The following is a 26,354-nucleotide window of genomic DNA, read 5'->3' as shown; positions in this document are numbered from 1 at the left end:
ATAACCTCTTGAGGCTCCACATCTAGATTCTTGTTTTGACGCGTTTTCTTCACGCGAACCGGTCCCCACTTCGCTCGAAAACACTCCAAAGCGCGATGAGATCTGGTTGAATCGTCATCGCGCTTTAGGTCTTTGATTGAGCAGATCTTTTCGGAAAACCGCTGCACACTTTTCGGGATCATGCTTTAGCAAGCGGCAACGCGCTGCCTGTCAGCATTGGTTTGCGGGACTCGATTCGCGAGGACGGCCGGTCGCCATTTCGGACGGCCACCAGATGCTCAGCTCTGGCCGGCAGAGCCGCCAAGCTGCGCCTTGTGGATGGATGACGGCACGACGCCGAAATATTTCCGGAACACGCGGCTGAAATGCGACGAGCTGGAGAAGCCCCAGGAGAAAGCGACGTCCGTGATGGTTTTGCCGCCACAGGCCTCGAGCTCCTGGCGGCAATGCTGCAGCCTCATCCGCCAGATATAATCGCTGACCGTCATCCCCCGCTCGCTGAACAGCATGTGCAGATAGCGCTTGGTGCAGCCGAGGGCGGCGGAAATCTGGTCGATGCACAAATCGGGATCGCGCAGATGCTCGCGGATGAAGGCCTGCGCGCGGATGTACATCGCCTCGGGTCCGACCCGGTTGAAGGTCGTATCCGCCTCGCGCAACGGTAGCAACAACAGATCGATCAACGTCTCGGCGACGCCGGCGGCGCTGTTCGGCGACAGTCTCGTCGCCTCGTCGAACGCAGCGTGCACGAAATCATGGGCGATGCGCCCTGTGCCGTTGCGCGCCGACAGCTTGCAGGCCGTCATCCGCTCCGCATGAAAGCCGCGCTCGCGCAACAGTTCCTTCGGCACGATGACGACCTCATGGCGCGTGAAGGCGGGGCTCACGATCGTATGCGGACAAGAGACATCGTAGGCAAGACAATCGCCCGGCATCACCTCGATGCGACGTCCGTCCTGCTCGAAATAGGATACGCCATGCGTCTGGAAGATGATCTTGATATAGGGGTGCTCGCTGGACCTGATGCGCCAGTCGGCATGGGCGATGCGGTGTTGGCTGACCTCGATCTGACAGAGTTTCAGCCGCGACATCGTGGTGTAGTTGATTCGCGCCTCCAGCGAAGGCGCCTCCATCGGATCGACTTTAAACCGGCCGCAAAGATCGGTCAGCGCGTCTGACCAACGCTGGACCTGATTCTTCGGCGACAATCCGGACGTGGTGAGCGAGTGAACCGTATCGGACATTTCCAGTCACCGATGTGAGAGCAAACCGATCTGAGAGCAAAACGTGACGGCCGTCGCAGGGAGCTTCGGCCACGATCATGCGACATTTGCCCCAGCTTGAACGTGAGGCCACTGTTTCGAGCTTGATCTTCGCCCCTCTGTTCATCCCTTTGACAATCCTCCGACTTAGTTTCTTCTCCGTCAAGCAGAACATGACCCCCGATGGGCGGTCCTTTCGGTGAGGCCAAGACGGACTTTTCGCTCTGCAGCATTGCCGATGTAACTTGTTTAGGGCGGCCGAATACGAAAAAATTTCCACGGCTTCGCTTTCGAGCAAACCAGTTTCGCTTCTGGGCAAGTTTCCCGGTTTCGAAGGGAATAGGGAAACCCGCGAGATGCCAAAATGTGGGTCCGGCTCGACCGGAACCCCTGAGTTCACAAGGGAGGATAGGACATGCGCAAGGAGCTACTAGCCGCGTTACTTGGCTCGACTGCGGTCTTCGCCGCAAGCGGGGCCTTGGCCAGTGACGAACTAGCCAAGATGTCGCAAGACGCCAAACAGTGGGTGATGCCGGCAGGCGATTACGCCAATACGCGTTATTCCAAACTTAACCAGATCAACGCATCGAATGTCGGCAAGTTGCAGGTGGCCTGGACCTTCTCGACCGGCGTGCTGCGTGGTCACGAAGGTGGCCCGCTTATCATCGGCAACATGATGTACGTACATACGCCGTTCCCGAACAAGGTCTACGCTCTTGACCTTTCCAACGACAACAAGATCGTCTGGAAGTACGAGCCCAAGCAGGATCCCAACGTCATCCCGGTGATGTGCTGCGACACCGTCAACCGCGGTCTCGCCTATTCCGACGGCAAGATCTTCCTGCACCAGGCCGATGACAAGCTGGTCGCGCTCGATGCCAAGACCGGCAATCTGGCTTGGAGCGTAAACAACGGCGATCCCGCCAAGGGCCAGACCGGCACCTCGGCGCCATTGGTCGTGAAGGACAAGGTGCTGGTCGGCACCTCCGGCGGCGAGTTCGGCGTCCAATGCAGTATGACCGCCTACGACGTCAAGGACGGCAAGCAGGTATGGAAGGCCTATTCGGAGGGGCCGGACGACCAGATCCTGGTCGACCCTGAAAAGACCACCGCACTCGGCAAGCCGGTCGGCAAGGACTCCAGCCTGAAGACCTGGCAAGGCGATCAGTGGAAGATCGGCGGCGGCTGCACCTGGGGCTGGCTCGCCTACGATCCGTCGCTCGACCTCGTCTATTACGGATCGGGCAATCCCTCGACCTGGAATCCCAAGCAGCGTCCGGGCGACAACAAATGGTCGATGACCGTCTTCGCGCGCAATCCGGACAACGGCAAGGCAAAGTGGGTCTATCAGATGACGCCCCATGACGAATGGGATTATGACGGCGTCAACGAGATGATCCTCACCGACCAGCAGGTCGGCGGCCAGGAGCGCAAACTCCTGACTCACTTCGACCGCAACGGCCTCGGCTACACGCTTGATCGTGCGACCGGCGAATTGTTGGTGGCCCAGAAGTACGATCCGAAGGTCAACTGGACCACCGGCGTCGACATGGACAAGAACTCTCCGAACTACGGCCGTCCGGCCGTGGTCGCGCAGTTCTCGACCGAGCACAACGGCGAAGACCACAACAGCAAGGGCATCTGCCCGGCCGCGCTCGGCTCCAAGGACGAGCAGCCGGCGGCCTACTCGCCGCAGACGCAGCTGTTCTACGTCCCGACCAACCATGTCTGCATGGACTACGAGCCGTTCAAGGTGAGCTACACCGCGGGTCAGCCCTATGTGGGTGCGACGCTGTCGATGTATCCGCCTCCCGGCGACACCAACATGGGCAACTTCATCGCGTGGGACGGCAAGACCGGCAAGATCGTGTGGTCGAACAAGGAACAGTTCTCGGTCTGGTCAGGCGCACTCGCGACCGCCGGCGACATCGTGTTCTACGGCACGCTCGAAGGCTACCTGAAGGCGGTCGACGCCAAGACGGGCAAGGAGCTCTACAAGTTCAAGACTCCGTCCGGCATCATCGGCAACGTCACCACCTATGAGCAGGGCGGCAAGCAATACGTCGCAGTGCTCTCCGGTGTCGGCGGCTGGGCGGGCATCGGTCTTGCGGCCGGTTTGACCGATCCGACCGCAGGTCTCGGCGCCGTCGGCGGCTACGCCGCGTTGAGCAACTATACCGCCCTCGGCGGCACGCTCACGGTGTTCGCTCTGCCGTAAGGCAAGGCCGGCCCATCTCGCTCCCGGCGCGTGGAACCCTCCACGCGCCGGTCGACCCTGATACGAGTCAAGGACAAGCTCTTGCGCATCATTTGTTTAGTGCTGGCAGCGACGATGCTCGTCGCTGCAGAAGGAATAGCCATCGCTGACGGCTCGGGTGATCCGGCGGCGGTGAAGAAATCCGAAAGCGGCGAGTATTACGACAAGGACGGCAATCCTACCTACAAGATCGGCGCCGACGGCACCGTGGATTGGTACACCTATTCCGGCTACCGCCGGTATCATTCGGAATGTCACGTCTGCCATGGACCTGACGGCATGGGATCGACCTACGCACCGGCTCTGAAAGATTCGCTCAAGACCATGAGCTATGCCGATTTTCTCGGCGTCGTCGCCAGCGGTCGGAAGAACATCAGCACGGCAGCGGAAAACGTGATGCCGGCATTCGGCGATAATCCCAACGTCGCCTGCTACATGGACGACCTTTACGTCTATCTCCGCGCACGTGCCAATGATGCATGGCCGCGACAACGTCCGGCCAATCACGAAGACAAGACCAAGGAATATACCGACGCGGAAGACAGTTGCATGGGCAACAAGCATTGAATATCCGGACGCGCGAGTGACACTTATGTCTGACCGTCTTCAAGAAGAAATCAGGAGGGTAAAATGAAGACACGCGCCGCCGTCGCTTTCGAGGCGAAGAAGCCGCTTGAAATCGTCGAGGTCGATCTGGAAGGCCCGAGGCCGGGCGAGGTCCTGGTCGAGATCAAGGCAACCGGCATCTGCCACACCGACGCCTACACGCTTGATGGCTTCGACAGCGAGGGCATTTTCCCCTCGATCCTCGGCCATGAAGGCGCGGGCATCGTCCGCGAGGTCGGTGCCGGCGTGACGTCGGTGAAACCAGGCGATCACGTCATCCCGCTTTACACGCCGGAATGCCGGCAGTGCAAAAGCTGCCTCAGCCGCAAGACCAATCTCTGCACCGCGATTCGCGCCACGCAAGGCAAAGGCGTGATGCCCGACGGCTCGTCCCGCTTCAGCTACAAGGGCAAGCCGATCTATCACTATATGGGCTGCTCGACCTTCTCGAATCATACGGTGCTGCCCGAGATCGCAGTCGCCAAGATCCGCGAGGATGCGCCGTTCGACAAGAGCTGCTACATCGGTTGCGGCGTCACCACCGGCGTAGGCGCCGTGGTCAACACCGCTCAGGTGACCCCCGGATCGAACGTCGTGGTGTTCGGCCTTGGCGGCATCGGACTGAACGTCATCCAGGGCGCCAAGATGGTGGGCGCCGACAAGATCATCGGCGTCGACGTCAATGACGGTAAGGAAGAATGGGGCCGCAAATTCGGCATGACCCATTTCGTCAACCCGAAGACGCTCGGAGGCGACGTCGTCCAGCACCTCGTCACGCTGACCGACGGTGGCGCCGACTACACCTTCGACTGCACCGGCAACACCACGGTGATGCGCCAGGCGCTCGAATGCTGCCATCGCGGCTGGGGCGTTTCCGTCATCATCGGCGTCGCGGAAGCCGGCAAGGAGATCGCCACCCGGCCCTTCCAGCTGGTGACTGGCCGAGTCTGGAAAGGCACCGCGTTCGGCGGTGCGCGGGGCCGCACCGATGTTCCAAAGATCGTCGACTGGTACATGAATGGCAAGATCCAGATCGATCCGATGATTACCCACGTGCTGAAGCTAGAGGAGATCAACAAGGGCTTCGACCTGATGCATGAGGGTAAGTCGATACGTTCGGTCGTCGTGTTCTAAATCAAGAATGTCGCACACAAGGAGGATTGACCTATGAACGCAATGATCCACCCGGCGGTTGATAACGGCGTGAAAAAAGGCTCCGGAACCTTCGCCGGAGGAACCTTGGTCTGCAAATGCAAGGACCATCAGGTCAAGGTCGGCATCAAGGGCGACGTCGCCCACAATCACGCTTGCGGCTGCACCAAGTGCTGGAAGCCGCAAGGCGCCAACTTCTCCATCGTCGCCGTCGTGCCGCGGCAGAACGTGACGGTGCTGGAAAATGGCGACAAGCTGCAGATCGTGGACTCGTCCGCGGTGATCCAGCGCTACGCCTGCAAGGCCTGCGGAACGCATATGTACGGCCGCATCGAGAACACCGGCCATCCGTTCTACGGTCTCGACTTCATCCACCCCGAACTATTCCAGGAAGGCGGATGGGCGGCGCCCGGATTTGCGGCCTTCGTGTCGTCGATCATCGAATCGGGCGTTAAGCCGGACCAGATGGACGGTGTCCGCGCAAGGTTGAAGGAAATCGGGCTCGAGCCCTATGACTGTCTGTCGCCACCGCTGATGGATGCGATCGCAACGCATGTGGCGAAGTCCAAAGCAGCCTAGCTAGGACACCTAGCCAGGACAGCCTGGCCAGGACAGCCTGGCCAAGTGAGTTTGGCAAAGGCGGCCGACCAGGCATCCTCATCCGGCATCTGCTGGTGGCAATGGTTGCCACCAGCAGGATCCGCGAGCGACGCACGCGGCTCTCGGAGCAGCATCCGAGCAAAAAAATGCGTCGGGTCGACGGCCTGTGGTTCCTGTCCATGGAAGCCATGAGCCGCGCCAACATCTCTCCCCCCTGACTTGAGGTCTTGCCTCGCCCGGCCCCCGCCGCGCGAGGCATTTTTTCGCGCTACCTTCTCGATGCGCTGTTCGCTCGACGCGCTGTCTTCCCGTCGATGCCCATCGGATGCGACCTGGTTTGAAATTGCAAGGGCGCACAAAGGTCGCCCCGCTTTTGACAAACGAAATTGCCAAACAAATTTCTGCATCACAGCTCGATCTCTGCTAGCATCACGGCCTTCTTCAGGTCGGCCTGCACAAGAACCAACAACCGAATTCGGCAGGAGGCGTGCGCAAGAACAAACCACCGAACCGATCATGCAGGTGAGGTCCGTCAGGCTGACTGACGCGAATCCTAATCGCGTCGGCGGCCCAAGGGGTCAATGCAGACACCCGTCAATGCTGACACCCAAAGGGTCGATGCAGACGCCGATGCAGACAATGGGTGCAGGCAAATGGAAGCGTGTTCCAGCCTGCGTCCGGACCGGACATCGTCAGGACATAAAGGCTTAAAAAGAGCGAGAAACGATCATGATCAAATTAAAGATTAATGGCCAGGAACGCAGCTGGGACGGCGACCCGGACCTTCCCCTGCTCTGGTTTCTCCGCGATGAAGCAGGACTGACTGGCACCAAGTATGGCTGCGGGCAGGCCTTGTGTGGTGCCTGCACCGTCATCGTCGACAAGGAAGCGGTGCGCGCCTGCATCACCTCCGTCTCCGATGTCGTCGGACGCGAGGTCACCACCATCGAAGGCCTCCATCCCACCGGCGACCATCCCGTGCAGAAAGCCTGGCGCCAGGTCAACGTGCCGCAATGCGGCTTCTGCCAGGCCGGCCAGATCATGCAGGCGGCCGCGCTGCTCGCCGAGAATCCCAAACCCTCGCACGACCAGATTCGGGAGGCGATGTCCGGCAACATCTGCCGCTGCGGCTGCTACCAGCGCATCGAAAACGCCATTCACCTCGCTTCAACGGGGGTGTGATCATGAACATCCTTGCCAACCCCAAAAAACTCCGCGGCTTCGAGCAATCCATCCGGCCGATCAAGGTCGAGAACGTCTCACGCCGCAGCATGCTGAAAGCTCTCGGGATCGCGGGCGGTTTCGTGCTCGCAGCCCCCGTCTTGAGCCGGCCGGCCTTCGCGGCCTACCAGACTGGCGCCGACAAGATGCCGCACGGCGTCGTGGTCGATCCGCGCGTGTTCGTGGCGATTGCCCCTGATGGCACCGTCACCATCGTCGCCCATCGCGCCGAGATGGGCACCGGCGTGCGCACCAGCCTGCCCCTGATCGTGGCGGAAGAGATGGACGCCGACTGGTCGCGCGTTCACGTCCAGCAGGCCCATGGCGACGAGGTCAAATACGGTAACCAGGACACCGACGGCTCGCGCAGCACGCGGCATTACCTCTTGCCGATGCGCCAGATCGGCGCCTCCGCGCGTGGCATGCTGGAGCAGGCCGCGGCGAAACGCTGGGGCGTTCCGGTTGCCGAGGTGAAAGCGGTCAATCACGAGGTGGTCCACGACGCGAGTGGACGGAAGATCGGATTTGGCGATCTGGCCGCCGACGCAGCCAAGGAACCGGTACCGGCCATCGACAGCCTCAAGCTGAAGGACCCGAAGACCTTCCGCTACCTCGGCAAGGGCGAGATCGGCATCGTCGATCTGCACGACATCACCACCGGCAAGGCCGGCTACGGCGCCGATATCCGCCTGCCCGGCATGAAATACGCCGTGATCGCCCGTCCGCCCGTCACCGGCGGCAAGCTGGTGTCGGTCGATTCGACTGGCGCCATGAAGATCTCCGGTGTCGAGAAGGTCATGGAGGTTCAGGGCTGGCCATGGCCCTCGAAATTCCAGCCGCTTGGCGGCGTGGCCGTGATCGCGCGCAACACGGGCGCCGCAATCAAGGGCCGCGACGCGCTGAAAATTACCTGGGACGATGGCGCCAACGCCAAATACGACTCGGTCGCCTACCGCACCGAACTCGAAGAGGCCGCGCGCAAGCCGGGTCTCGTCGTGCGTAAGGAAGGCGACGTCGAAGCCGCCTTGAAGGGCGCCGACAAGGTGATCGTCGGCGAATATTATCTGCCGCATCTCGCCCATGTCAGCATGGAGCCGCCGGTCGCGGTCGCCGATGTCAAGGGCGACAAGGCCGAGATCTGGGCGCCGGTGCAAAGCCCGGGCGGCACGCGCGAGGACGTCGCCAAGACGCTCGGCATCCCCGAGGACAACGTCACCGTCAACGTCACGCTGCTCGGCGGCGGCTTCGGCCGCAAGTCGAAATGCGACTACGCGCTGGAAGCCGCCCTGCTCTCCAAGACCTTGAACGCGCCGGTCAAGGTGCAGTGGACGCGCGAGGACGACGTGCAGCACGACTTCCTGCACACGGTCTCGGTGGAACGTATCGAGGCTGGCCTCGACAAGAACGGCAAGGTGATCGCTTGGCGCCACCGCAGCGTCGCGCCGACTATTGCCTCGACGTTTGCGGCTGGAGCCAATCATCAAGCCCCATTCGAACTGGGGATGGGATTGATCGACAATCCCTTCGAGATCGCCAATCTCCAGTGCGAGAACCCGGAAGCAGCCGCGCATACAAGGATCGGCTGGTTCCGCTCGGTGTCGAACATCCCGCGCGCCTTTGCGGTGCAATCGATGGTCGGCGAGATTGCGCATGCCACGAAGCGCGACCAGAAGGAGATGCTGCTGGAACTGATCGGCTCACCGCGGATCGTCGATCTGTCGTCGGTGAAGGATCCCTGGAACTATGGCGAGCCCTATGCCAGCTATCCGATCGACACCGCACGGCTGCGCCGCGTGGTCGAGCTGGTCGCCGACAAGGGCGGCTGGGGACGATCGATGCCCAAGGGCCACGGGCTCGGGATCGCGGTGCACCGCAGCTTTGTCAGCTATATCGCGACCATCGTCGAGGTGGCCGTCGACGAAAAGGGCAAGCTGACGGTGCCGCAGGTCGACACCGCCATCGATTGCGGAACTTATGTCAACCCGGAGCGCATCCAGTCCCAGATCGAGGGCGCGGCCATCATGGGGCTCAGCCTCGCCAAATACGGCGAGATCACCTTCAAGGACGGTAGGGTGCAGCAGAAGAACCTCGACGATTTCCCGCTGCTCCGGATCGACGAGGCGCCGCTGGTGACCAATGTCCACATCGTACCACCCGGTCCCGACACGCCGCCCAGCGGCGTCGGCGAGCCCGGCGTGCCGCCGTTTGCTCCGGCCTTGGCCAACGCGATCTTTGCCGCGACAGGCAAGCGCATCCGCGCGTTGCCGATCGGCAAGCAACTGGAGACCTGAGGGGAACGCCAGCCGTCGAGAATCGTTTTCATCGATCTGACAGGAGACGGATCGATGAAACTCAAGCATCGGGCGCTCGCCATGTCGCTAATGGCGGGCGCCTTCTTTTCGGCCACCCCAGCGATAAGCGACGAGGCACATTCGCCGCCACCGACGACCGCGACGCGTCCGGCGAAAACGCTGCCGGATCAGACATCCACCCCCAACAACAACGCGCCGCCCGCGACCGCCACGCAGACGACCGGTCAGGCCAATCCTGATCCGACCGTCAAGCAGATGAATGATGAGGCGAAGCGGAAGATCGAGACCGAGGGCAAATAGGCGTCAAATGAAAGAAGCGGCGGACAATTGTCCGCCGCTTCCTGTTTCGGCCTGCGTTTCTTTACTTCTTGACGGCGAATACCCAGACGACGCCGCCCTGCGGGACGTTGTTCTCGACACCGACATTGTCACCGGCCAGCGCGTCCTGGATGCGCTGCGCGTCGACGCCCCAGCCTGACTGGACGGCGATGTATTCGGTACCGTCCACTTCATAGGCCATCGGCATGCCCATGATGCCGGAGTTGGTCTTCTGCTCCCAGAGCAGCTCGCCAGTCTTGGCATCAAACGCCCGGAAGTTGCGGTCATTGGTGCCGCCGGCAAGAACGAGATCGCCGGCCGTCGTCGTGACCGAGCCGAACAACTGCGATTTCGGGAAGTTGTGCGACCAGACCTTCTTGCCGGTGGAGGGATCCCACGCCTGCAATTCGCCGAAATGATCGGCGCCTGGACGAACAGACAGGCCGATGTCTTCCGGCTTGGTGCCAAGCCATAGCTCGCCGGCCTTGAGCGGGACCTTCTCGCCGGTGAAGCCACCGCAGAAGTTCTCATTGGCGGGGACATAGACGAGGTTGGTCTTCGGACTGTACGAAGCTGACGGCCAATCCTTGCCACCCCACAGCGACGGGCAGAACTCGACACGCTTGCCCAGCACCGGCTTGTGCGCGGGATCTACAATCGGCTTGCCGGTCTCGTGATCAATGCTCTTCCAGACGTTGTTGTAAACGAAGGGCCAGCCGGCAACATAATTGATGTTGTCCCCCCTGGCCTCCAGGATCCAGAAGATCGAATCGCGGCCGGGATGGATCAGGGACTTGATGGAATGACCATCCCTCTGCAGGTTGACCAGCATCGGCGCGTCGACCTCGTCCCAGTCCCATGAATCGTTCTGATGGTACTGGTGGTAGGCCTTGATCTTGCCGTTGTCGGGATTGAGCGCGATCACCGAGCTTGTGTAGAGGTTGTCACCGGGATGAGCATCGCCCGGCCAGGGCGCAGCATTCCCCACGCCCCAATAGATGGTCTTGGTGTCCTTGTCATAGGTACCGGTCATCCAGGCCGACGCGCCGCCGTTCTTCCAATCGTCACCCTGCCAGGTGTCGTGCCCCGGTTCGCCTTCGCCGGGGATGGTGAAGGTCCGCCAGAGCTCCTTGCCGCTATCGGCGTCGAATGCGGCGACGTAACCGCGAACGCCGAGCTCGCCGCCGGAACCGCCGACGATGACCTTGCCGTCGACGACCAACGGCATCAGGGTCATGTACTGGCCCTTCTTGTAATCCTGCACCTTGGTATCCCACGCCACCTTGCCGGTCTTGGCATCGAGCGCGACGACGTGATCGTCGGTAGTCGCAAGAAAGAGCTTGTCCTGCCACAGCCCGACGCCGCGGCTGGTCGGATGCAGCTGGAACAGATCATCGGGCAGTTGGCGCTTGTAACGCCAGTACTCCTCGCCGGTCTTGGCGTTGAGCGCAATCACCTGCCCCATCGGCGTTGCAACAAACATCACGCCATTGTTCACGATCGGAGGCGCCTCGTGCCCCTCGACCACGCCGGTCGAGAAGGTCCAGACCGGCGTCAGGTTCTTGACATTGGTGGTGTTGATCTGGTCGAGCGGACTGTAGCCCTGCCCGTCATAGGTCCGGCGATAGAGCATCCAGTTGCCAGGCTCGGGATTTTCGAGGCGGGTGGATGTCACCGGACTGTAGTTCTGAATAGGGCCAGCGATGGCGGCACTTGAGGCAATGCATGTAAACGCAACGAATCCCGATAATAACCACTGCTTCCTGGTCATGGACGCTATCTCCCTGTGTTCGTTCTGTGAGCCACCTGTTGGTGGACGACGTTTTCGTTGGTGAATTGCGTTTGCCGACGGCGCGAGCGTCATCCCTGCTGGCCACCTACCTTTCCGATAAAGGGCGCGGCTACAACGAGCGCTCCGTCGACCACCGCCAATGGAAGGGCCGCAAGGCGCCGCGGCGCCGGACCGAACACGACCTTCGCACCCTCCCGAGGATCGTATTCAGAGTTATGACAAGGGCATTTGAAGACGTCCTTGTCCAAGCCATCGCCCTTGACCCACTCGCTGACGGGACAACCGGCATGCACGCAAATGCCCGAATACGCCAGGATGCCATCGACAGCGCGCGCCCGCGTATCCTCATCGAGTTCGGCCGGATCAAGCCTGATGATCAGAAGCTGGTTCAACACCGAGCGGTCGCGGACGACTGACGTCTTCGGATCCTGCGGCCAGGCGTGCAGCGGAGGTCCGCCAAGCTTCAAATCGTCGGGTTTGATGAGCTGGCCTTCCTGCTCCCCTTCCGATTGAACAAGACGATCGCCCTTTTTCGGCCGCTCATCGCTGCCCGGAGGATCGTCGTCGTCAGCCGCGGCGGGCTTGGTGGCGAGGCCTGCGCCGGTTGCCAGTGCGGCCAGAAGAAGCGAGCGTCGTGTTTGGAAAGAGCACGGCATGTCTTCTCAAGCTCCCCGGCGAACTTGAACTCAGACGCATAACTTGATCGTTCAACTCTGCCAAAATGAAGGCGACGACCTCGTGGCTTTGATTTTTCTCCTCACGCGCTTCGTTTGCAAATGCTTTCTTTGAAGCGTGTAGTGGCATTTTGTATTTTCAGCTTTGCTGCACTCTCGACGATGCGGGACCACTTTGTTCGCACATGCAGGATTGAAAATGCGGCAAAGCGAACTCGCGCACGCTCACGTCTCGGACGCACTGATCGAACGACGCGCGTCGAGCACTGGAGGCGCGGGCAAATGCCGAAAGCCCTCCTCGCCGAGAAAATCGAGCATGGCCTGCGCCGGCGGCAGCAGTTCCTTGTCGAGGCGTCGCACCGCATACCATTGCCGCATCACAGGCAGCCCCGCGACGTCGAGCACGACCAGACGCCCGTCCTGCAACTCGCTCGCGACCGTATGCATAGAGATGAAGGCCACGCCAAGTCCTGCGATCACCGCCTGCTTGATGGTTTCGTTAGAATCCATCTCCATGCCGATCTTCGGCTGCAGGTCGCTCGCCTGGAAAAATTGTTCCATCAGCATGCGCGTTCCGGAGCCGCGCTCGCGCGTAATGAAGGTTTCGTAAGTCAGATCCACCACGGCAAGACCCGAATCCTTGACCAGCCAATGTCCGGCGGCGGCGACGATTGCATGCGGGTGCTCGCCCAACTGGCGCTTCTCCACCGCAACATCAGGCGGCGGCTGCCCCATGATGGCGATATCGAGATCATAGCCGCGCAGCGCCTGCCGGATGTCCTCGCGATTGCCGATCTTGAGAATGACGTCGATCTTCGGATGGCGTTTGGAGAATGCGGCAATGATGAACGGCACGAAGTATTTCGCCGTCGACACCGCGCCAATGGAGACCCGGCCGCCCGAGCGTCCTGCGATCATGTCGAGCGTCTGCTCGCAGTCGACAAGCGCAGCCTCGATCCGCTCGACGAGGGCCATGACCTCGCGCCCCGCATCGGTGAGGTGCATGCCCTCGCCGGTGCGCTGCACCAGCGGCAAGCCTGCCAAGGCCTCGAGATTGCGAAGCTGCAAGGTCACCGCCGGCTGCGTGAGATTCAGGCGCTTCGCGGCCGCCGTCACCGAGCCCATCTCCTGCACCGCCGCCAGCGCCCGCAGCTGCCGCAAGGTCAGATCGCGTCGAAAATGGCCTGTCATGCTGACCTTTTGGCCCCCGGGTATAAGTCAGACTTTGGTCCGTCCCAAGATATCGAAATTTTACTAATCCCTCAATGTGGGCGTTGATAGCGCGGCCCGCTGATCTTGTCCGGCTGCGCGGGCAGATCAGCCGAGCTCCCCTGAAGAGGGCGCCATCATGGGAAACGAACCAATGGACCACTCCCCCACGTTGGGCACGTACCTTGAGCGCTTTGCCTCCACCTCTGCTCGGGACAATGCCGCCGCCGCAATCATCAGATCCCTCGCTGATGCTGCGGTCCAACTGGCCGATCTGATTGCAGCCGGACCTCTTTCAGGCATCGACGGACGCGCTGGCGGGGTCAATTCCGGCGGCGACCACCAGATCGATCTTGATGTCGAGGCCAACAACCGCATGTGCGCGGCGCTGCGCGAAGCGCCGGTCGCAGCCGTCGTCTCGGAGGAAGCCGAGCTTCCCGAGATCCTCGATCCCACTGCTCCGTTTTGCGTCGCGATAGACCCGCTGGATGGCTCGGCCAATCTCGTCAACAACATCTCGACTGGAACGATCTTCTCGATCCGCCCGCGCACGCGCGATGCGCTCTCCGCCTTCTTCGAGCCAGGCACCGCGCAGACCGCGGCTGGCTGTTTCATCTACGGCGCGCAAACCCTGCTGGTGCTCGCGCTCAACGGCAGAGTCGACATCTTCATCCTCGGTCGCCGGGATCGCGGCTTCGTCCTGATCAAGAGCGGCGTCCGCATTCCCCAGCACACCGCGGAGTTCGCCATCAACATGTCGAACCGCCGCCACTGGAACGGTGCGGTGCGTAGCTATATCGACCAGTGCCTGCTGGGCGCCGCCGGCGAGTGCGGCGAGGACTTCAACATGCGCTGGGTCGCTTCGCTGGTTGCGGAAGCCTACCGCATCCTGATGCGCGGCGGCGTGTTTCTCTATCCGGCCGATGCGCGGCGCAACTATCATGAAGGCCGCCTGCGGCTGCTCTATGAGGCGCATCCGATCGCGCTGATCATGGAATGGGCGGGTGGCGCGGCGAGCACCGGCCGCGACCGCATTCTCGACCTCTCGGCGCGGATGCCGCATCAGCGCGTGCCGCTGATCATGGGATCGCCCCGCGCGGTGCGCGACGTCGATCTCCTGCACCTGCAGACTCCTCCCCTGTTCGAGAACAGCGACGCGCCCCTGTTCGGCCGCCGCGGACTGTTCCGCTGAGGAGGCCTGCCCATGTCCCGTCGCCATCCCATCATCTCCGTCACGGGCTCCTCGGGGGCCGGCACCACCTCGGTCAAGAAGACCTTCGAGCAGATCTTCCGCCGTGAGAAGGTGATCGCGGCCTACATTGAGGGCGATGCCTTCCACCGCTACGACCGCGCCGAGATGCGTCGGAAAATGGCTGACGAAGCCGAGCGCGGCAACAAGCACTTCAGCCATTTCAGCCCGGAGACCAATCTCTTCGAGGAGCTCGAGCGGACGTTTCGCGAATATGGCGAGACCGGTACCGGCCTGACGCGCCATTACATTCACGACGCCGAAGAGGCCTCTCTATATGGCGGCGATCCCGGCACGTTCACGGCATGGACTTCGCTGCCGCATGATTCCGATCTCTTGTTCTACGAGGGGCTGCACGGCGCCGTGGTGACCAAGACCGCCGATGTCGCACAACACGCGGACCTCAAGATCGGGGTCGTGCCGGTCATCAATCTCGAATGGATCCAGAAGCTGCACCGCGACCGCTCGCATCGCGGCTACTCCACCGAGGCGGTGGCCGACACCATTCTCCGCCGCATGCCCGATTATGTGAACTACATCTGTCCGCAATTCACCGAGACCGACATCAATTTCCAGCGTATCCCGACGGTCGACACCTCCAATCCCTTCATCGCGCGCTGGATCCCCACTCCCGACGAATCGATGGTGGTGATCCGCCTGAAAAATCCGCGCGGCATCGACTTCCCGTATCTGCTGTCGATGATCCCGCACAGCTTCATGTCCCGCGCCAACTCGATCGTAATTCCCGGATCGAAGCTTGATCTGGCGATGCAGCTGATCCTGACGCCGCTCATCCTGCAACTGATCGAACGCAAGAGGCGCTCGCTATGAACCTCCAATCCGCCACCGCTCCCGCTCCGGCGACCACGCCTGCCGCGCAACCGTCGCACATCGCGATGGCGAATGCCGTGCGCTTCCTCGCCGCCGACGCCGTGGAGAAGGCAAAGTCTGGCCATCCCGGCATGCCCATGGGCATGGCCGACGTCGCGACCGTGCTGTTCTCGCGCTTCCTGAAATTCGATGCGCTCGATCCGCACTGGCCCGATCGCGACCGTTTTGTCCTCTCGGCCGGCCATGGCTCGATGCTGCTCTATGCGCTGCTCCATCTGACCGGCCATGAGGAGATGACGCTCGACGAGCTCAAGCGCTTCCGTCAGTGGGGCTCGAAGACACCCGGGCATCCCGAATATGGTCACACCCTGGGTGTCGAGACCACCACGGGCCCGCTCGGACAGGGCATTGCGACCGCGGTCGGCATGGCGCTTGCCGAGCGGATGCTCAATGCGCGGTTTGGCGACGCGCTGGTCGATCATTTCACCTACGTGATCGCGGGCGACGGCTGCCTGATGGAAGGCCTCAGCCAGGAGGCGATCTCGCTCGCCGGCCATCTCAAGCTGTCCCGCCTGATCGTGCTGTTCGACGACAACCACATCAGCATCGACGGCTCGACCTCGCTGTCCTGCTCCGACGATCAGCTGATCCGGTTCATGGCCTCGGGCTGGTCGGTGCGCCGGGTCGACGGTCACGACCAGGAGGCGATCGCGCAAGCCATTGCCGAGGAGCGCAACACCAACCGTCCTTCGCTGATCGCCTGCCGCACCGTGATCGGCTATGGCGCGCCGACCCGCCAAGGCACGGAAAAAGTTCATGGCGCGCCACTCGGCGGTGAAGAGCTTGCGAGGGCGCGTGACGCGCTGCATTGGCCGCATGCGCCGTTCGAGATCCCCGAGGAGCTTCTCGCGCGCTGGCGCGCCACCGGCGCGCGCGGCCGGATCGCCCGGCACAGCTGGATGGAACGGCTGGACGCGCTCGATGAGGTCGAACGCGACAATCTTGAGGATGCCCTGCAGGGACGGCTGACGAGCGACTATCTCGACGCGCTGCATGCGCTCATGGAGCATTTCGCCGAGCAGCGTCCACAACTCGCCACCCGCCAGGCCTCGCAGCGCGTGCTCGAGACGCTGGCGCCTGCGATACCGAGCCTGATCGGAGGCTCGGCCGATCTCACTCACTCCAACCTCACGCTGGCGCGGAGCCAGCAGCCGGTGCGCCCCGGGGCCTATGCCGGAAGCTACATTCACTATGGCGTGCGCGAGCACGGCATGGCTGCCGCCATGAACGGGATCGCGCTGCATGGCGGCTTCATCCCCTATGGCGGCACCTTCCTGGCGTTTGCCGATTATTGCCGCCCGGCAATCCGCCTCGCTGCGCTGATGGGCGTGCGCGTCATCCATGTCATGACCCATGACTCGATCGGCCTCGGCGAGGACGGCCCGACCCATCAGCCGGTCGAGCATCTGGCCGCGCTGCGCGCCATTCCGAATCTCCTGGTGTTTCGCCCCGCGGACGCAATCGAGACCGCGCAAGCCTGGGACTGCGCGCTGCGCGCCAGTCGCCGGCCCTCGATTCTCTGCCTGTCACGGCAGGCGTTGCCGACCTTCACCCGACACTCCGCGACCGACAATCAGGTTGCACGCGGCGCCTATGTGCTGATTGAGCCCGAAAACGGCCGCGACGTGACGCTGATCGCGACCGGCTCCGAAGTCGCAATCGCGATGGAGGCGGCCGTGGTGCTTCGCCAACGCGATATTCGGGCCGCAGTCGTGTCGGCGCCCTGCTTCGAACTGTTTGCAGAACAGCCGGCCGACTATCGCGCAGAAGTCCTTGGGCAAGCGCCGCGGGTCGGCGTCGAGGCGGCCATTGAAGGCGCGTGGGCCCGCTGGCTCGGCGACAGTGGCGTCTTCGTCGGCATGAGCGGCTTCGGCGCTTCCGCGCCCGCCAACGAGCTTTATGCGCAATTCGGCATCACGGCCGGTGCCGTGGCGGCCGCCGCCGAGCGCGCGATGGCGCGCCCGCAAGCCGCATGATCCCCGCGACACGATGATTGCAGTCTGGAGATAGAGATGGCGAAGATCACCTTGAGACAGTTGCTCGATCATGCCGCCGAGCGCGGCTATGGCGTGCCCGCTTTCAACATCAACAATATGGAGCAAGGTCTCGCCATCATGCAGGCGGCGGACGCGGCCGACGCGCCCGTCATCATCCAGGCCTCGCGCGGCGCCCGCAGCTATGCCGGCGATATCATGCTGTCGCGGATGATCGATGCCCTGGTCGAGATGTATCCGCACATCCCGCTCTGCCTGCACCAGGACCACGGCAACGACGAGGCCACCTGCGCGACTGCGATCCAACATGGGTTCACATCCGTAATGATGGACGGCTCGCTCAAGGCCGACGCCAAGACGGTTGCGCCCTATGCATATAATGTCGACATCACCCGGCGCGTCGCCCACATGGCGCATTGGATCGGCGCCTCGGTGGAGGGAGAGCTCGGCGTGCTCGGCTCGCTCGAGCATGGCGGCGGCGAGCAGGAGGACGGCCATGGCGCCGAAGGCACGGTCGGCCGCGACCAGCTCCTCACCGATCCGGACCAGGCCGTCGACTTCGTCTGTGGCACCAAGGTCGATGCGCTGGCGATTGCGATGGGTACCTCGCACGGCGCCTACAAGTTCAGCCGCAAGCCGGACGGCGACATCCTCGCCATGCGCGTGGTCGAGGAAATCCATCGCCGGTTGCCTAACACGCATCTCGTCATGCACGGCTCCTCCTCGGTGCCGCAGCCGCTGCAGGACATGTTCAATGCCTTCGGCGGCGAGATGCCGCAGACCTGGGGCGTTCCGGTCGAGGAAATCGTGCGCGGCATTGCCCACGGTGTCCGCAAGGTCAATATCGATACCGACTGCCGGCTCGCGATGACGGCGATCTTCCGCAAAGTAGGAGAAGAGGCGCGCAGCGAGTTCGATCCGCGCAAATTCCTCAAGCCGGCGATGGATTCGATGCGCGAGCTCTGCCGCGAACGTTTCGAGCAATTCGGAACGGCCGGCAATGCCAGCCGCATCAAGCCCGTCCCGCTCGCCGAAATGGCGCGCCGCTACCGCACCGGCGCGCTCGATCCCAAGACCGACATGACCGTCGCGGCCTGACAATCCGCTGCACACAGAAGGAGATTCAGATGAAGCACGAGTCGATCACAGTCCGCGGCAAGGAACGCTACAAGTCCGGCGTGATGGAATATAAGCGCATGGGCTATTACGAGCCCGACTACACGCCAAAAGACACCGATGTCATCGCCCTGTTCCGCGTCACGCCGCAGGACGGCGTCGATCCGGTCGAGGCCTGCGCGGCGGTGGCCGGCGAGTCATCCACCGCGACCTGGACGGTGGTGTGGACCGACCGGCTCACGGCCGCGGAGAAATATCGCGCCAAATGCTATCGCGTCGATCCCGTCCCGGGCTCGCCCGGCAGCTATTTCGCCTACATCGCCTACGACCTCGACCTGTTCGAGCCGGGCTCGATCGCGAATCTGACGGCGTCCATCATCGGCAATGTGTTCGGTTTCAAGCCGCTGAAGGCGCTGCGGCTCGAGGACATGCGGCTGCCGATCGCCTATGTGAAGACGTTCCAGGGGCCGGCGACCGGCATCGTGGTCGAGCGCGAACGGCTCGACAAGTTCGGCCGCCCCCTGCTCGGTGCAACCGTGAAGCCGAAGCTCGGGCTGTCGGGGCGCAATTACGGCCGCGTGGTCTACGAGGCCCTCAAGGGCGGACTCGACTTCACCAAGGACGACGAGAACATCAACTCGCAGCCCTTCATGCATTGGCGCGAACGCTTCCTCTACTGCATGGAGGCGGTCAACCGCGCCCAGGCCGCGACCGGTGAGATCAAGGGCACCTATCTCAACGTCACGGCGGCGACGATGGAGGATATGTACGAGCGAGCGGAGTTTGCGCGCGAGCTCGGCTCCAACATCGTCATGATCGATCTCGTGATCGGCTACACCGCGATCCAGTCGATGGCAAAATGGGCCCGCCGCAACAACATGATCCTGCATCTGCATCGTGCAGGACATTCGACCTATACACGGCAGCGCAGTCATGGCGTGTCGTTCCGCGTCATCGCCAAATGGATGCGGCTTGCCGGCGTCGACCACGTCCATGCCGGCACCGTGGTCGGCAAGCTCGAGGGCGATCCGAACACCACGCGCGGCTATTACGATATCTGCCGCGAGGACTTCAACCCGATGAAGCTCGAGCACGGCGTGTTCTTCGACCAGCATTGGGCGAGCCTCAACAAGCTGATGCCGGTCGCCTCCGGCGGCATTCATGCCGGCCAGATGCATCAGCTGCTCGATCTGCTGGGTGAGGATGTCGTGCTGCAGTTTGGTGGCGGCACCATCGGCCATCCCCGCGGCATCCAGGCGGGCGCCACTGCCAACCGCGTCGCGCTGGAAGCCATGATCCTCGCCCGCAATGAAGGACGCGACTATGTGCACGAAGGTCCGGAGATCCTGGCACAGGCGGCGCAGACATGCACGCCGCTGCGCGAGGCCTTGGAGGTCTGGAAGGACGTCACCTTCAACTACGACTCGACGGATTCGCCCGACTTCGTTCCAACCCCGAGCGTTGCTCTCTAGAGTCCTGTCATTCAAAAGGTCACGATCATGCGCATAACCCAGGGCTGCTTCTCTTTCCTTCCCGATCTGACCGACGATCAGATCAGGAGCCAGGTCCAGTATTGTCTCGACAAGGGCTGGGCGGTGAACATTGAGTTCACCGACGATCCCCATCCTCGCAACACCTATTGGGAGATGTGGGGCCTGCCGATGTTCGACCTGCGCGATGCCGCGGGCATCATGAAGGAGCTTGCCGACTGCCGGCGGGTCTACGGCGACCGCTATGTCCGCATCTCCGGCTTCGATTCCTCACACGGCTGGGAATCGGTACGCCTCTCCTTCATCGTCAACCGGCCGAAGGAGGAGCCAGGTTTCCGCCTCGACCGCCAGGAGGCCGAAGGCCGCAACATCCGCTACAGCACGCGCGCCTACGCGGCCGATCGTCCGGAAGGCGAACGTTACGGCTCAGCATAGGTCAAACAGGGCGACCATCATGGCTCAACCCACCCTGCAAGCCGTGCCGAACGCACGGGAGAAACCTGGCGACGGTCCCGTCACTTCCGTCGATCTCAGGCGCGAGTTCGAGGCGGTCGATATCGCCTCGATCCTGGCGCAGCTCGATCGCGAATTGATCGGGCTGGTACCGGTGAAGACACGGATCCGCGAGATCGCCTCGCTTCTGCTGGTCGAGCGTATCCGACAGAAGATGTCGCTCGCCAACACCTATCCGACGCTGCACATGTCGTTCACCGGAAATCCCGGCACCGGCAAGACCACGGTGGCGCTGCGGATGGCCGACATCCTGCATCGGCTCGGCTTCGTTCGCCGCGGCCACGTCATCAGCGTCACCCGCGACGATCTGGTCGGGCAATATATCGGGCATACCGCGCCGAAGACGAAAGAGATCCTCAAAAAGGCGATGGGCGGGGTGCTGTTCATCGACGAGGCCTATTACCTCTATCGCCCCGAAAACGAGCGCGACTACGGCCAGGAGGCAATCGAGATCCTGCTGCAGATCATGGAGGCGCAGCGCGAGGACCTGGTCGTGATCCTCGCCGGCTATCGCGACCGGATGGAGCGGTTCTTCCAGAGCAACCCGGGCTTCCGCTCACGCATTGCCCATCACATCGACTTCCCTGATTATTCCGATCCCGAACTGCTGGCGATTTCCGAACTGATGCTGGCGGCACAAAATTATCGCTTCGTGCCGGAGGCGCGCGCGGCCTTCGTCCGCTACATCGCGCTGCGCAAGGAACAGCCCCTGTTTTCAAATGCGCGCTCCGTCCGCAATGCGCTGGACCGGATCCGGCTGCGCCAGGCCAACCGGCTGGTCTCCGAACTCGACCGCGTTCTCTCCAGCGACGATCTGATGACCATCGAGGCCGCCGACGTGCTGGCAAGCCGCGTGTTTTCAGGAGGGTCGGACGCCCCGACCATGCCGACATGAATGCCATTCTTCCCCGGCTGGCCCTGTCTCCTTCACCGGCGCACGTCTGCAGCGTAAAGGATCGGATCGCGCAAGTCCCGGTCTTGATCTTCGACGTCGACGGCACTCTTGCCGAGACCGAGAGCGTGCATCGCTGTGCCTTCAACGCGGCGTTCCGCGAGGCCGGCATTGCCTGGTACTGGGACCAGCGTACCTATAAACGCCTGCTGCAGGTGGCGGGCGGCAAGGAGCGCATCCGCGCCTTCGCCCGAAGCCACCCTCCCCACCTCATTCTGTCCGACAATGACATCGCTTGTTTGCACCGGCGCAAGACCGCGCATTATACCCGATTGATTGCCCTCCATGCATGCCAGCTGCGGCCGGGCGTCGAGCCTTTCATCCGCAACGCGCTTGCCCGTCACCAGACGCTCGCCATCGCCACCACGACGACGTACGACAATGTCGACGCCTTGCTGCGCGTCGCGCTGGCGCCTGACTGGCGCGGCCGTTTCGCCGCTGTCGTCGCCGGTGATGACGTCCCGCTCAAAAAGCCGGCGCCGGATGCGTATCTCGAAGTTCTCGAAAGGCTGCGGCGGCCGGCCGCCGATTGTCTGGCCATCGAGGATTCCGCCAACGGCCTGAAGGCGGCCACCGCCGCCTGCATTCCCGTTCTCATCACCCGCAGCGAGTACTTCCGCGACGATGATGTCTCGCAGGCCGTTCTTGTCGTCGACGAGCTTGCCGATTTGCTCTGACGGCCATGTCAGCGGCGTGCTGCTGGCCTATCAGCTCACATGCGCGGAGCTCGCCACCGAGCGGATCCGCGGCCGCGCAGCGGCATCCGTGCCGAGCGACGATCAGGTCACGATCAGGTCACGATCAGGTCTTGGCGCTGTAGTCATAAAAGCCCTTGCCGGTCTTGCGACCGAGATGGCCGGCATCGACCATCTCCTTCAAGAGCGGCGCGGGGCGATACTTCGGATCGTTGAAGCCTTTATAAAAGACCTCCATCACCGACAACATGGTGTCGAGGCCGATCAGGTCGGCGAGCGCGAGCGGGCCGATCGGATGATTGCAGCCGAGCTTCATGCCCTCGTCGATGTCGGCGGCGGTCGCAAGCCCCTCCTGATAGGCGAAGATCGCCTCGTTGATCATTGGGCACAGGATCCGATTGACCGCGAAGCCCGGGCTGTTCTTCGCGGTGATCGGCACCTTGCCGACACGCCTGGCAAATTCCACCGCCTTGGCGTGGGTGTCGTCGGATGTCTGCAGGCCCCGGATCAGCTCCAGCAGCGCCATCATCGGCACCGGATTGAAGAAATGCATACCGATGAAGCGGTCGGGACGATCGGTCGCAGTCGCAAGCTTGGTGATCGAGATCGAGGACGTGTTGGTCGCGATCAGCGCCTCCGGCTTCAAGATCGGGCAGAGATCCTTCAGGATCTTGACCTTCAGCTCCTCATTCTCGGTCGCGGCTTCGATGACCAGATCGCACGCCGCAAATTTGGACTTGTCGGTCGTGCCGATGATGCGTGACAGCGTTGCTTCCTTATCGGCAGCCGTCATCTTATCCTTCTTGACCATGCGGTCCAGGCTGGAGCCGAGGGCCGCAAGGCCGCGCGCCACCGCAGCGTCGGAGATATCGACCATGGTGACGCGCAGGCCGGCGCCCGCGCTGACCTGGGCGATGCCGTTGCCCATGGTGCCCGCCCCGATGATGCCAAGTGTTTCGATCATAGCCTTTGTCCTCTGAGGTGGCTGCGCTACTGGCTAGCGCCAAAGTCGGATTCACCTTGCCGTGGCGCGAGCGCATCTGCAAGGGCCCCGATTGCGCCGGCCGGCATTCCAAGGCAGGCGCTCGCGTTCCGGCGACGGAGACAGCGCCGTCATCGCAACAATACCGTAACCGCAAGCGGCACGAGCAGCGACGTCACCAGCGCATTGAGGCTCATGGCGATCCCTGCGAACACACCGGCGACCTCATCGACCTGGAACGCCCGCGCGGTGCCAATGCCGTGCGCCGCAATGCCCGCGGCAAAGCCGCGCGCACGGAAATCGGTGATGCCGGCCCCGTTCATCAACGGCGTGACGACGATCGCGCCCATGATGCCGGTCAGAATCACCGCCACCGCTGTCAGCGACGGATCTGCATGCAGCGATTCGCTGATTCCCATGGCAACGCCGGCCGTGACTGATTTAGGCGCCAGCGACAGGATCACGTCGCGCGGTAAGCCTGCGGCTTCCGCAAGCAGCACGATCGACACCACCGCCGTCACCGAGCCCACCACAAGTGCGACCAGCATCGGCACGATCGATGCGAGCACGAGCTGACGCTTCTCGTAGAGCGGCACGGCGAGCGCAACCGTCGCGGGCCCGAGCAGGAAGTGAACGAACTGGGCGCCGGCGAAATAGGTCGCGTAGGAGGTGCCGGTCAGAAGCAGGAACGCGCCGATGATCCACATCGCATGTAATACGGGATTGGCGAGCGGATGACGGCGCGTCGCGAGCGACACCGCATCGGTCATCGAGTAGACCACCAACGTGACCGTCAGCCAGAGCAGCGGCGACTGAGAGAGATAAACCCAGAGCGAAAAGGGATTGTCGTTCATGGCGCGTCCTGTTGACCGAACAGGCGGCTGACAAGCCTGAAGGTCAGCACCGTCGCGAGCAGCGTCACGACGACCGACAGCGCAAGGATCAGGAAAATGGCAATGCCATGGGCGGCGAGGAGATCAAGCTTCTGCACCACACCGACGCCGGCCGGCACGAACAGGAGCGACAGATGCGAAAGCAGGCCCTTGCTCGCGTTCTCCACGCCTTCGTCGCGGAGCGGCCCCTGGGCGATGATCGCGAAGCGGTCGCGCGCGAGCAGGAGGAGGAGCAGAAGGAACAATCCGAGCACGGGGCCCGGCAGCGGCAGGTCGAGGCCGCGCACGATGACCTCGCCGATCAATTGGCAAAGCAGGATGAGGCTGAGACTGGCGAGCATGCAACTACCCTGGTGCGACACCGTCATCAAGGAGGGCGGCCGCAGGCTTGTCAATCGGTTGAGCCCGGGCTTGACTCTCTTGTCGCGACCGCGGGATTAACGCTTGGTCTCGGCCTTTCCCATGGTCCGCAGGCGGGCTCTACGCCGAGCTCTATCCTGCCAAGGTGCGCTACTCCGGCGTTTCCATCGGCTACGCCCCCGGCGCCAATTCTGGGCGGCGCGTTTGCGCCGATGATCGCGCAATGGATCATCGGCGTTTACGGAAGCTCATGGGCGATCGGCGTCTATATCGGGATCCTCGCCGTCGTGTCACGGCTGGCGGTCTCCGCCATCAAGGATCCCAAAGGCATCGACCTCCGGGTCCGGGGCATCGTGCATTGAGGCGCTAGGAGCCACCAGCCGACGCCGCAAGCGGATCGTAATCCGGACGCATGAACAGCGTGTGCAGCTGGCGCCGACGGATGCCCATGTTGCCGCCGTCGAAGATCGGCAACACCAGCGCGTCCTGCAGCAGCCGCCCCAGTGGCGTCTCGTGATCGTAGCTCTCGACGCCAACCACGCGCATCAGACCGGTGATCACGCGCACCGCGGTCTCCGAGCCGAAAATCTTGGCCTGCACCGCCAGCTCTTCGGCCGCGGGCGACAAGGTGTCGAGCGCATGGCAGGCGCGCCAGCTGAGATAGCGCGCCGCCTCGATCGAAGTCTTGGCATCGGCCAGCGCATAACCCACCGCCTGATGCTCGATGATAGGATGTACGCCGCCGCGCTTCTCGGTGCGGGCAAAGCGCCATGCGAAGTCGAACGCCGCGCGCATCAAGGCGACGCCGAGAATGCCGACCAGGGCCGCGGTGCCGGTGAAAGCGCCCGCCGTCAGGGCCAGACCGCCTCCCGCCTGCCCCAGGAGGTTTGAATGCGGCGCCGTGACATTCTTGAAGGCGAATTGCGGCACCAGATGCGCCCGATGCCCGATCGTGTCGATCGCGCGCTCGAAGCTGATGCCGGGCACAGGGCCTTCCACCGCGATGATGGACACGCCCTGCTCCGGCGGCACGCTCGCATCCGTCCGGCACACCACGCACAGGACATCGGCGCCCCTGCGATCCCAGCCGGTCGCCGAGGAGGTCCATTTCTTGACGCCATCGATGACCCAGTTGTCACCGTCGCGCACGGCGCGCGTGCGCACACCCTCGCCCGGCGCCGGCGACGCCGCATTGGCGCTGCCACCGGGCTCGCTGAAGCAAAAGGCGGCGAGCGGCGCGCCTGATGGCTTCAGGAAGCGCGCCAGCAGGCGACCGCATTGCTCCGGCGTGCCGCCGAGCAGGATCGGCAGCAGGCCGAGCACAGTTCCCAGCATGGTCAGCGTCACACTCGCGTTCACGCTGTAAAACTCCTCGGCCATGATCGCCAAGTCGATCAGGCCGGCATTGTCGCCGCCCGCGGGCGCCGGAATGCATTTGCGCAGGTACCCCGCGCCCACCATCGCTTCGTAGATGGGCCTGGTGGCGAGGAAGCGCTCTTCCGGCGTCGCCAGCAGTTCTGCGGCAGCTGCACCGGTCAACACCTCCCTTGCGAATTTGCGGGATTGGAGCTGCAGGTCGCGCTGGGCGGATGTGAGCGTGAAATCGATGGCCATCGAAAGATCTCCCTGACTACGGTGCCAGCCGTGCGGCCTACGGCTAGCCGAGAAAGCGGCGAAAATCTTGGACGGTGGCGACCGAATTCTTGTCCGGGAGTGAACAAGTGCGGAGTGGACCTGCGCGATATGAACGCGGTGTGATTTGATGAGCCGACGTCCAGCATGCCAAGGTCGGCCCGGCCTTCCCCCATCGGCCGAT

The 26,354-nt window shown here is 62.8% G+C and carries 24 protein-coding genes; 16 read left to right on the top strand and 8 right to left on the bottom strand.

Going from position 1 to position 26,354, the window contains the following annotated elements; genetic code table 11:
* Positions 1–278 precede the first annotated feature (278 nt).
* Positions 279–1,244, bottom strand: a complete 966-nt coding sequence (locus A3AI_RS0138390; RefSeq protein ID WP_024520590.1) for a helix-turn-helix domain-containing protein — start codon at positions 1,242–1,244, stop codon at positions 279–281.
* 433 nt (positions 1,245–1,677) lie between these two features.
* Between A3AI_RS0138390 and xoxF5 the strand changes: the two genes are divergently transcribed.
* The 7 genes from xoxF5 (at position 1,678) to A3AI_RS0138355 (ending at position 9,710) form a co-directional block, all read left to right on the top strand.
* Positions 1,678–3,480, top strand: a complete 1,803-nt coding sequence (gene xoxF5, locus A3AI_RS0138385) for a lanthanide-dependent methanol dehydrogenase XoxF5 (protein ID WP_024520589.1) — start codon at positions 1,678–1,680, stop codon at positions 3,478–3,480.
* A gap of 114 nt (positions 3,481–3,594) precedes the next feature.
* Positions 3,595–4,086, top strand: coding sequence for a c-type cytochrome, methanol metabolism-related (locus A3AI_RS0138380; RefSeq protein ID WP_024520588.1), 492 nt, complete (start codon positions 3,595–3,597; stop codon positions 4,084–4,086).
* A 63-nt stretch (positions 4,087–4,149) separates the two neighbouring features.
* Complete coding sequence (locus A3AI_RS0138375; RefSeq protein ID WP_024520587.1) at positions 4,150–5,259, top strand: S-(hydroxymethyl)glutathione dehydrogenase/class III alcohol dehydrogenase; 1,110 nt, start codon at positions 4,150–4,152, stop codon at positions 5,257–5,259.
* Between the two features lie 33 nt (positions 5,260–5,292).
* Entirely contained in the window at positions 5,293–5,856 is a 564-nt protein-coding gene (gene gfa / locus A3AI_RS0138370) for an S-(hydroxymethyl)glutathione synthase (RefSeq protein WP_024520586.1), read from the top strand.
* A gap of 750 nt (positions 5,857–6,606) precedes the next feature.
* Positions 6,607–7,059, top strand: coding sequence for a (2Fe-2S)-binding protein (locus A3AI_RS0138365; protein WP_024520585.1), 453 nt, complete (start codon positions 6,607–6,609; stop codon positions 7,057–7,059).
* A 2-nt stretch (positions 7,060–7,061) separates the two neighbouring features.
* The gene (locus tag A3AI_RS0138360; RefSeq protein WP_024520584.1) at positions 7,062–9,389 is read left to right on the top strand and encodes a xanthine dehydrogenase family protein molybdopterin-binding subunit; all 2,328 of its coding nucleotides are present in this window, start codon (positions 7,062–7,064) and stop codon (positions 9,387–9,389) included.
* A 54-nt stretch (positions 9,390–9,443) separates the two neighbouring features.
* Positions 9,444–9,710 (top strand): hypothetical protein, encoded by a 267-nt coding sequence (locus A3AI_RS0138355; protein WP_024520583.1) that lies wholly within the window; start codon positions 9,444–9,446, stop codon positions 9,708–9,710.
* A gap of 61 nt (positions 9,711–9,771) precedes the next feature.
* On the opposite strand, the gene A3AI_RS0138350 is transcribed toward A3AI_RS0138355, so the two are convergent.
* From A3AI_RS0138350 to A3AI_RS0138340, 3 genes are all read right to left on the bottom strand, one after another.
* On the bottom strand, positions 9,772–11,499 hold the full coding sequence (locus A3AI_RS0138350) for a methanol/ethanol family PQQ-dependent dehydrogenase (RefSeq protein WP_024520582.1): 1,728 nt from the start codon (positions 11,497–11,499) through the stop codon (positions 9,772–9,774).
* A gap of 89 nt (positions 11,500–11,588) precedes the next feature.
* On the bottom strand, positions 11,589–12,176 hold the full coding sequence (locus A3AI_RS44405; RefSeq protein ID WP_084801182.1) for a QcrA and Rieske domain-containing protein: 588 nt from the start codon (positions 12,174–12,176) through the stop codon (positions 11,589–11,591).
* 243 nt (positions 12,177–12,419) lie between these two features.
* A complete protein-coding gene (locus tag A3AI_RS0138340) occupies positions 12,420–13,385 on the bottom strand; it encodes a LysR family transcriptional regulator (protein ID WP_024520581.1) in 966 nt (321 codons plus the stop codon).
* Positions 13,386–13,557: 172 nt separating this feature from the next.
* Between A3AI_RS0138340 and A3AI_RS0138335 the strand changes: the two genes are divergently transcribed.
* From A3AI_RS0138335 to A3AI_RS0138300, 8 genes are read left to right on the top strand one after another with little or no spacing between them, the layout of a single operon-like run.
* A complete protein-coding gene (locus A3AI_RS0138335; protein ID WP_245287048.1) occupies positions 13,558–14,595 on the top strand; it encodes a class 1 fructose-bisphosphatase in 1,038 nt (345 codons plus the stop codon).
* Between the two features lie 12 nt (positions 14,596–14,607).
* On the top strand, positions 14,608–15,483 hold the full coding sequence (locus A3AI_RS0138330; protein ID WP_024520579.1) for a phosphoribulokinase: 876 nt from the start codon (positions 14,608–14,610) through the stop codon (positions 15,481–15,483).
* Entirely contained in the window at positions 15,480–17,519 is a 2,040-nt protein-coding gene (gene tkt, locus A3AI_RS0138325; RefSeq protein WP_024520578.1) for a transketolase, read from the top strand. The genes A3AI_RS0138330 and tkt overlap by 4 nt, the downstream gene beginning before the upstream one ends.
* 36 nt (positions 17,520–17,555) lie before the next feature.
* Positions 17,556–18,635 carry a class II fructose-bisphosphate aldolase gene (gene fba, locus A3AI_RS0138320; protein WP_024520577.1) on the top strand — a complete coding sequence of 360 codons (1,080 nt, stop codon included), beginning with the start codon at positions 17,556–17,558 and terminating at the stop codon, positions 18,633–18,635.
* Between the two features lie 29 nt (positions 18,636–18,664).
* Entirely contained in the window at positions 18,665–20,125 is a 1,461-nt protein-coding gene (locus tag A3AI_RS0138315) for a form I ribulose bisphosphate carboxylase large subunit (protein WP_024520576.1), read from the top strand.
* 27 nt (positions 20,126–20,152) lie between these two features.
* Entirely contained in the window at positions 20,153–20,578 is a 426-nt protein-coding gene (locus A3AI_RS0138310; RefSeq protein WP_024520575.1) for a ribulose bisphosphate carboxylase small subunit, read from the top strand.
* Positions 20,579–20,597: 19 nt separating this feature from the next.
* Positions 20,598–21,551 (top strand): CbbX protein, encoded by a 954-nt coding sequence (cbbX, locus tag A3AI_RS0138305; RefSeq protein ID WP_156928135.1) that lies wholly within the window; start codon positions 20,598–20,600, stop codon positions 21,549–21,551.
* On the top strand, positions 21,548–22,285 hold the full coding sequence (locus A3AI_RS0138300; RefSeq protein WP_024520573.1) for an HAD-IA family hydrolase: 738 nt from the start codon (positions 21,548–21,550) through the stop codon (positions 22,283–22,285). Before cbbX ends, A3AI_RS0138300 begins: the two co-directional genes overlap by 4 nt.
* A gap of 124 nt (positions 22,286–22,409) precedes the next feature.
* Here the strand turns inward: A3AI_RS0138300 and A3AI_RS0138295 are convergent, their stop codons facing one another.
* From A3AI_RS0138295 to A3AI_RS0138285, 3 genes are all read right to left on the bottom strand, one after another.
* Positions 22,410–23,267: a 3-hydroxybutyryl-CoA dehydrogenase gene (locus A3AI_RS0138295; protein WP_024520572.1), complete on the bottom strand. Its 858-nt coding sequence runs from the start codon at positions 23,265–23,267 to the stop codon at positions 22,410–22,412.
* Positions 23,268–23,416: 149 nt separating this feature from the next.
* Positions 23,417–24,139, bottom strand: coding sequence for an LrgB family protein (locus A3AI_RS0138290; protein WP_024520571.1), 723 nt, complete (start codon positions 24,137–24,139; stop codon positions 23,417–23,419).
* Complete coding sequence (locus A3AI_RS0138285; protein WP_024520570.1) at positions 24,136–24,519, bottom strand: CidA/LrgA family protein; 384 nt, start codon at positions 24,517–24,519, stop codon at positions 24,136–24,138. The genes A3AI_RS0138290 and A3AI_RS0138285 overlap by 4 nt, the downstream gene beginning before the upstream one ends.
* A gap of 231 nt (positions 24,520–24,750) precedes the next feature.
* On the opposite strand from A3AI_RS0138285, the gene A3AI_RS49655 reads away from it, so the two are divergent.
* Positions 24,751–24,900, top strand: a complete 150-nt coding sequence (locus A3AI_RS49655; protein ID WP_245287047.1) for a hypothetical protein — start codon at positions 24,751–24,753, stop codon at positions 24,898–24,900.
* A gap of 4 nt (positions 24,901–24,904) precedes the next feature.
* Here A3AI_RS49655 and A3AI_RS0138275 read toward each other — a convergent pair whose 3' ends face one another.
* Positions 24,905–26,152 (bottom strand): acyl-CoA dehydrogenase family protein, encoded by a 1,248-nt coding sequence (locus A3AI_RS0138275; protein WP_024520569.1) that lies wholly within the window; start codon positions 26,150–26,152, stop codon positions 24,905–24,907.
* Positions 26,153–26,354: the final 202 nt, after the last annotated feature.

This window comes from Bradyrhizobium sp. Tv2a-2 (assembly GCF_000472425.1).
GTDB lineage: Bacteria > Pseudomonadota > Alphaproteobacteria > Rhizobiales > Xanthobacteraceae > Bradyrhizobium.
This window is presented reverse-complemented; position numbering and strand designations above follow the sequence as displayed.

Bases quoted from the DNA above. Each gene is read 5' to 3' on its own strand.
- A3AI_RS0138390 (WP_024520590.1), bottom strand. From the start codon at position 1,244: ATGTCCGATACGGTTCACTCGCTCACCACGTCCGGATTGTCGCCGAAG.
- xoxF5 (WP_024520589.1), top strand. From the start codon at position 1,678: ATGCGCAAGGAGCTACTAGCCGCGTTACTTGGCTCGACTGCGGTCTTC.
- A3AI_RS0138380 (WP_024520588.1), top strand. From the start codon at position 3,595: ATGCTCGTCGCTGCAGAAGGAATAGCCATCGCTGACGGCTCGGGTGAT.
- A3AI_RS0138375 (WP_024520587.1), top strand. From the start codon at position 4,150: ATGAAGACACGCGCCGCCGTCGCTTTCGAGGCGAAGAAGCCGCTTGAA.
- gfa (WP_024520586.1), top strand. From the start codon at position 5,293: ATGAACGCAATGATCCACCCGGCGGTTGATAACGGCGTGAAAAAAGGC.
- A3AI_RS0138365 (WP_024520585.1), top strand. From the start codon at position 6,607: ATGATCAAATTAAAGATTAATGGCCAGGAACGCAGCTGGGACGGCGAC.
- A3AI_RS0138360 (WP_024520584.1), top strand. From the start codon at position 7,062: ATGAACATCCTTGCCAACCCCAAAAAACTCCGCGGCTTCGAGCAATCC.
- A3AI_RS0138355 (WP_024520583.1), top strand. From the start codon at position 9,444: ATGAAACTCAAGCATCGGGCGCTCGCCATGTCGCTAATGGCGGGCGCC.
- A3AI_RS0138350 (WP_024520582.1), bottom strand. From the start codon at position 11,499: ATGACCAGGAAGCAGTGGTTATTATCGGGATTCGTTGCGTTTACATGC.
- A3AI_RS44405 (WP_084801182.1), bottom strand. From the start codon at position 12,176: ATGCCGTGCTCTTTCCAAACACGACGCTCGCTTCTTCTGGCCGCACTG.
- A3AI_RS0138340 (WP_024520581.1), bottom strand. From the start codon at position 13,385: ATGACAGGCCATTTTCGACGCGATCTGACCTTGCGGCAGCTGCGGGCG.
- A3AI_RS0138335 (WP_245287048.1), top strand. From the start codon at position 13,558: ATGGACCACTCCCCCACGTTGGGCACGTACCTTGAGCGCTTTGCCTCC.
- A3AI_RS0138330 (WP_024520579.1), top strand. From the start codon at position 14,608: ATGTCCCGTCGCCATCCCATCATCTCCGTCACGGGCTCCTCGGGGGCC.
- tkt (WP_024520578.1), top strand. From the start codon at position 15,480: ATGAACCTCCAATCCGCCACCGCTCCCGCTCCGGCGACCACGCCTGCC.
- fba (WP_024520577.1), top strand. From the start codon at position 17,556: ATGGCGAAGATCACCTTGAGACAGTTGCTCGATCATGCCGCCGAGCGC.
- A3AI_RS0138315 (WP_024520576.1), top strand. From the start codon at position 18,665: ATGAAGCACGAGTCGATCACAGTCCGCGGCAAGGAACGCTACAAGTCC.
- A3AI_RS0138310 (WP_024520575.1), top strand. From the start codon at position 20,153: ATGCGCATAACCCAGGGCTGCTTCTCTTTCCTTCCCGATCTGACCGAC.
- cbbX (WP_156928135.1), top strand. From the start codon at position 20,598: ATGGCTCAACCCACCCTGCAAGCCGTGCCGAACGCACGGGAGAAACCT.
- A3AI_RS0138300 (WP_024520573.1), top strand. From the start codon at position 21,548: ATGAATGCCATTCTTCCCCGGCTGGCCCTGTCTCCTTCACCGGCGCAC.
- A3AI_RS0138295 (WP_024520572.1), bottom strand. From the start codon at position 23,267: ATGATCGAAACACTTGGCATCATCGGGGCGGGCACCATGGGCAACGGC.
- A3AI_RS0138290 (WP_024520571.1), bottom strand. From the start codon at position 24,139: ATGAACGACAATCCCTTTTCGCTCTGGGTTTATCTCTCTCAGTCGCCG.
- A3AI_RS0138285 (WP_024520570.1), bottom strand. From the start codon at position 24,519: ATGCTCGCCAGTCTCAGCCTCATCCTGCTTTGCCAATTGATCGGCGAG.
- A3AI_RS49655 (WP_245287047.1), top strand. From the start codon at position 24,751: ATGATCGCGCAATGGATCATCGGCGTTTACGGAAGCTCATGGGCGATC.
- A3AI_RS0138275 (WP_024520569.1), bottom strand. From the start codon at position 26,152: ATGGCCATCGATTTCACGCTCACATCCGCCCAGCGCGACCTGCAGCTC.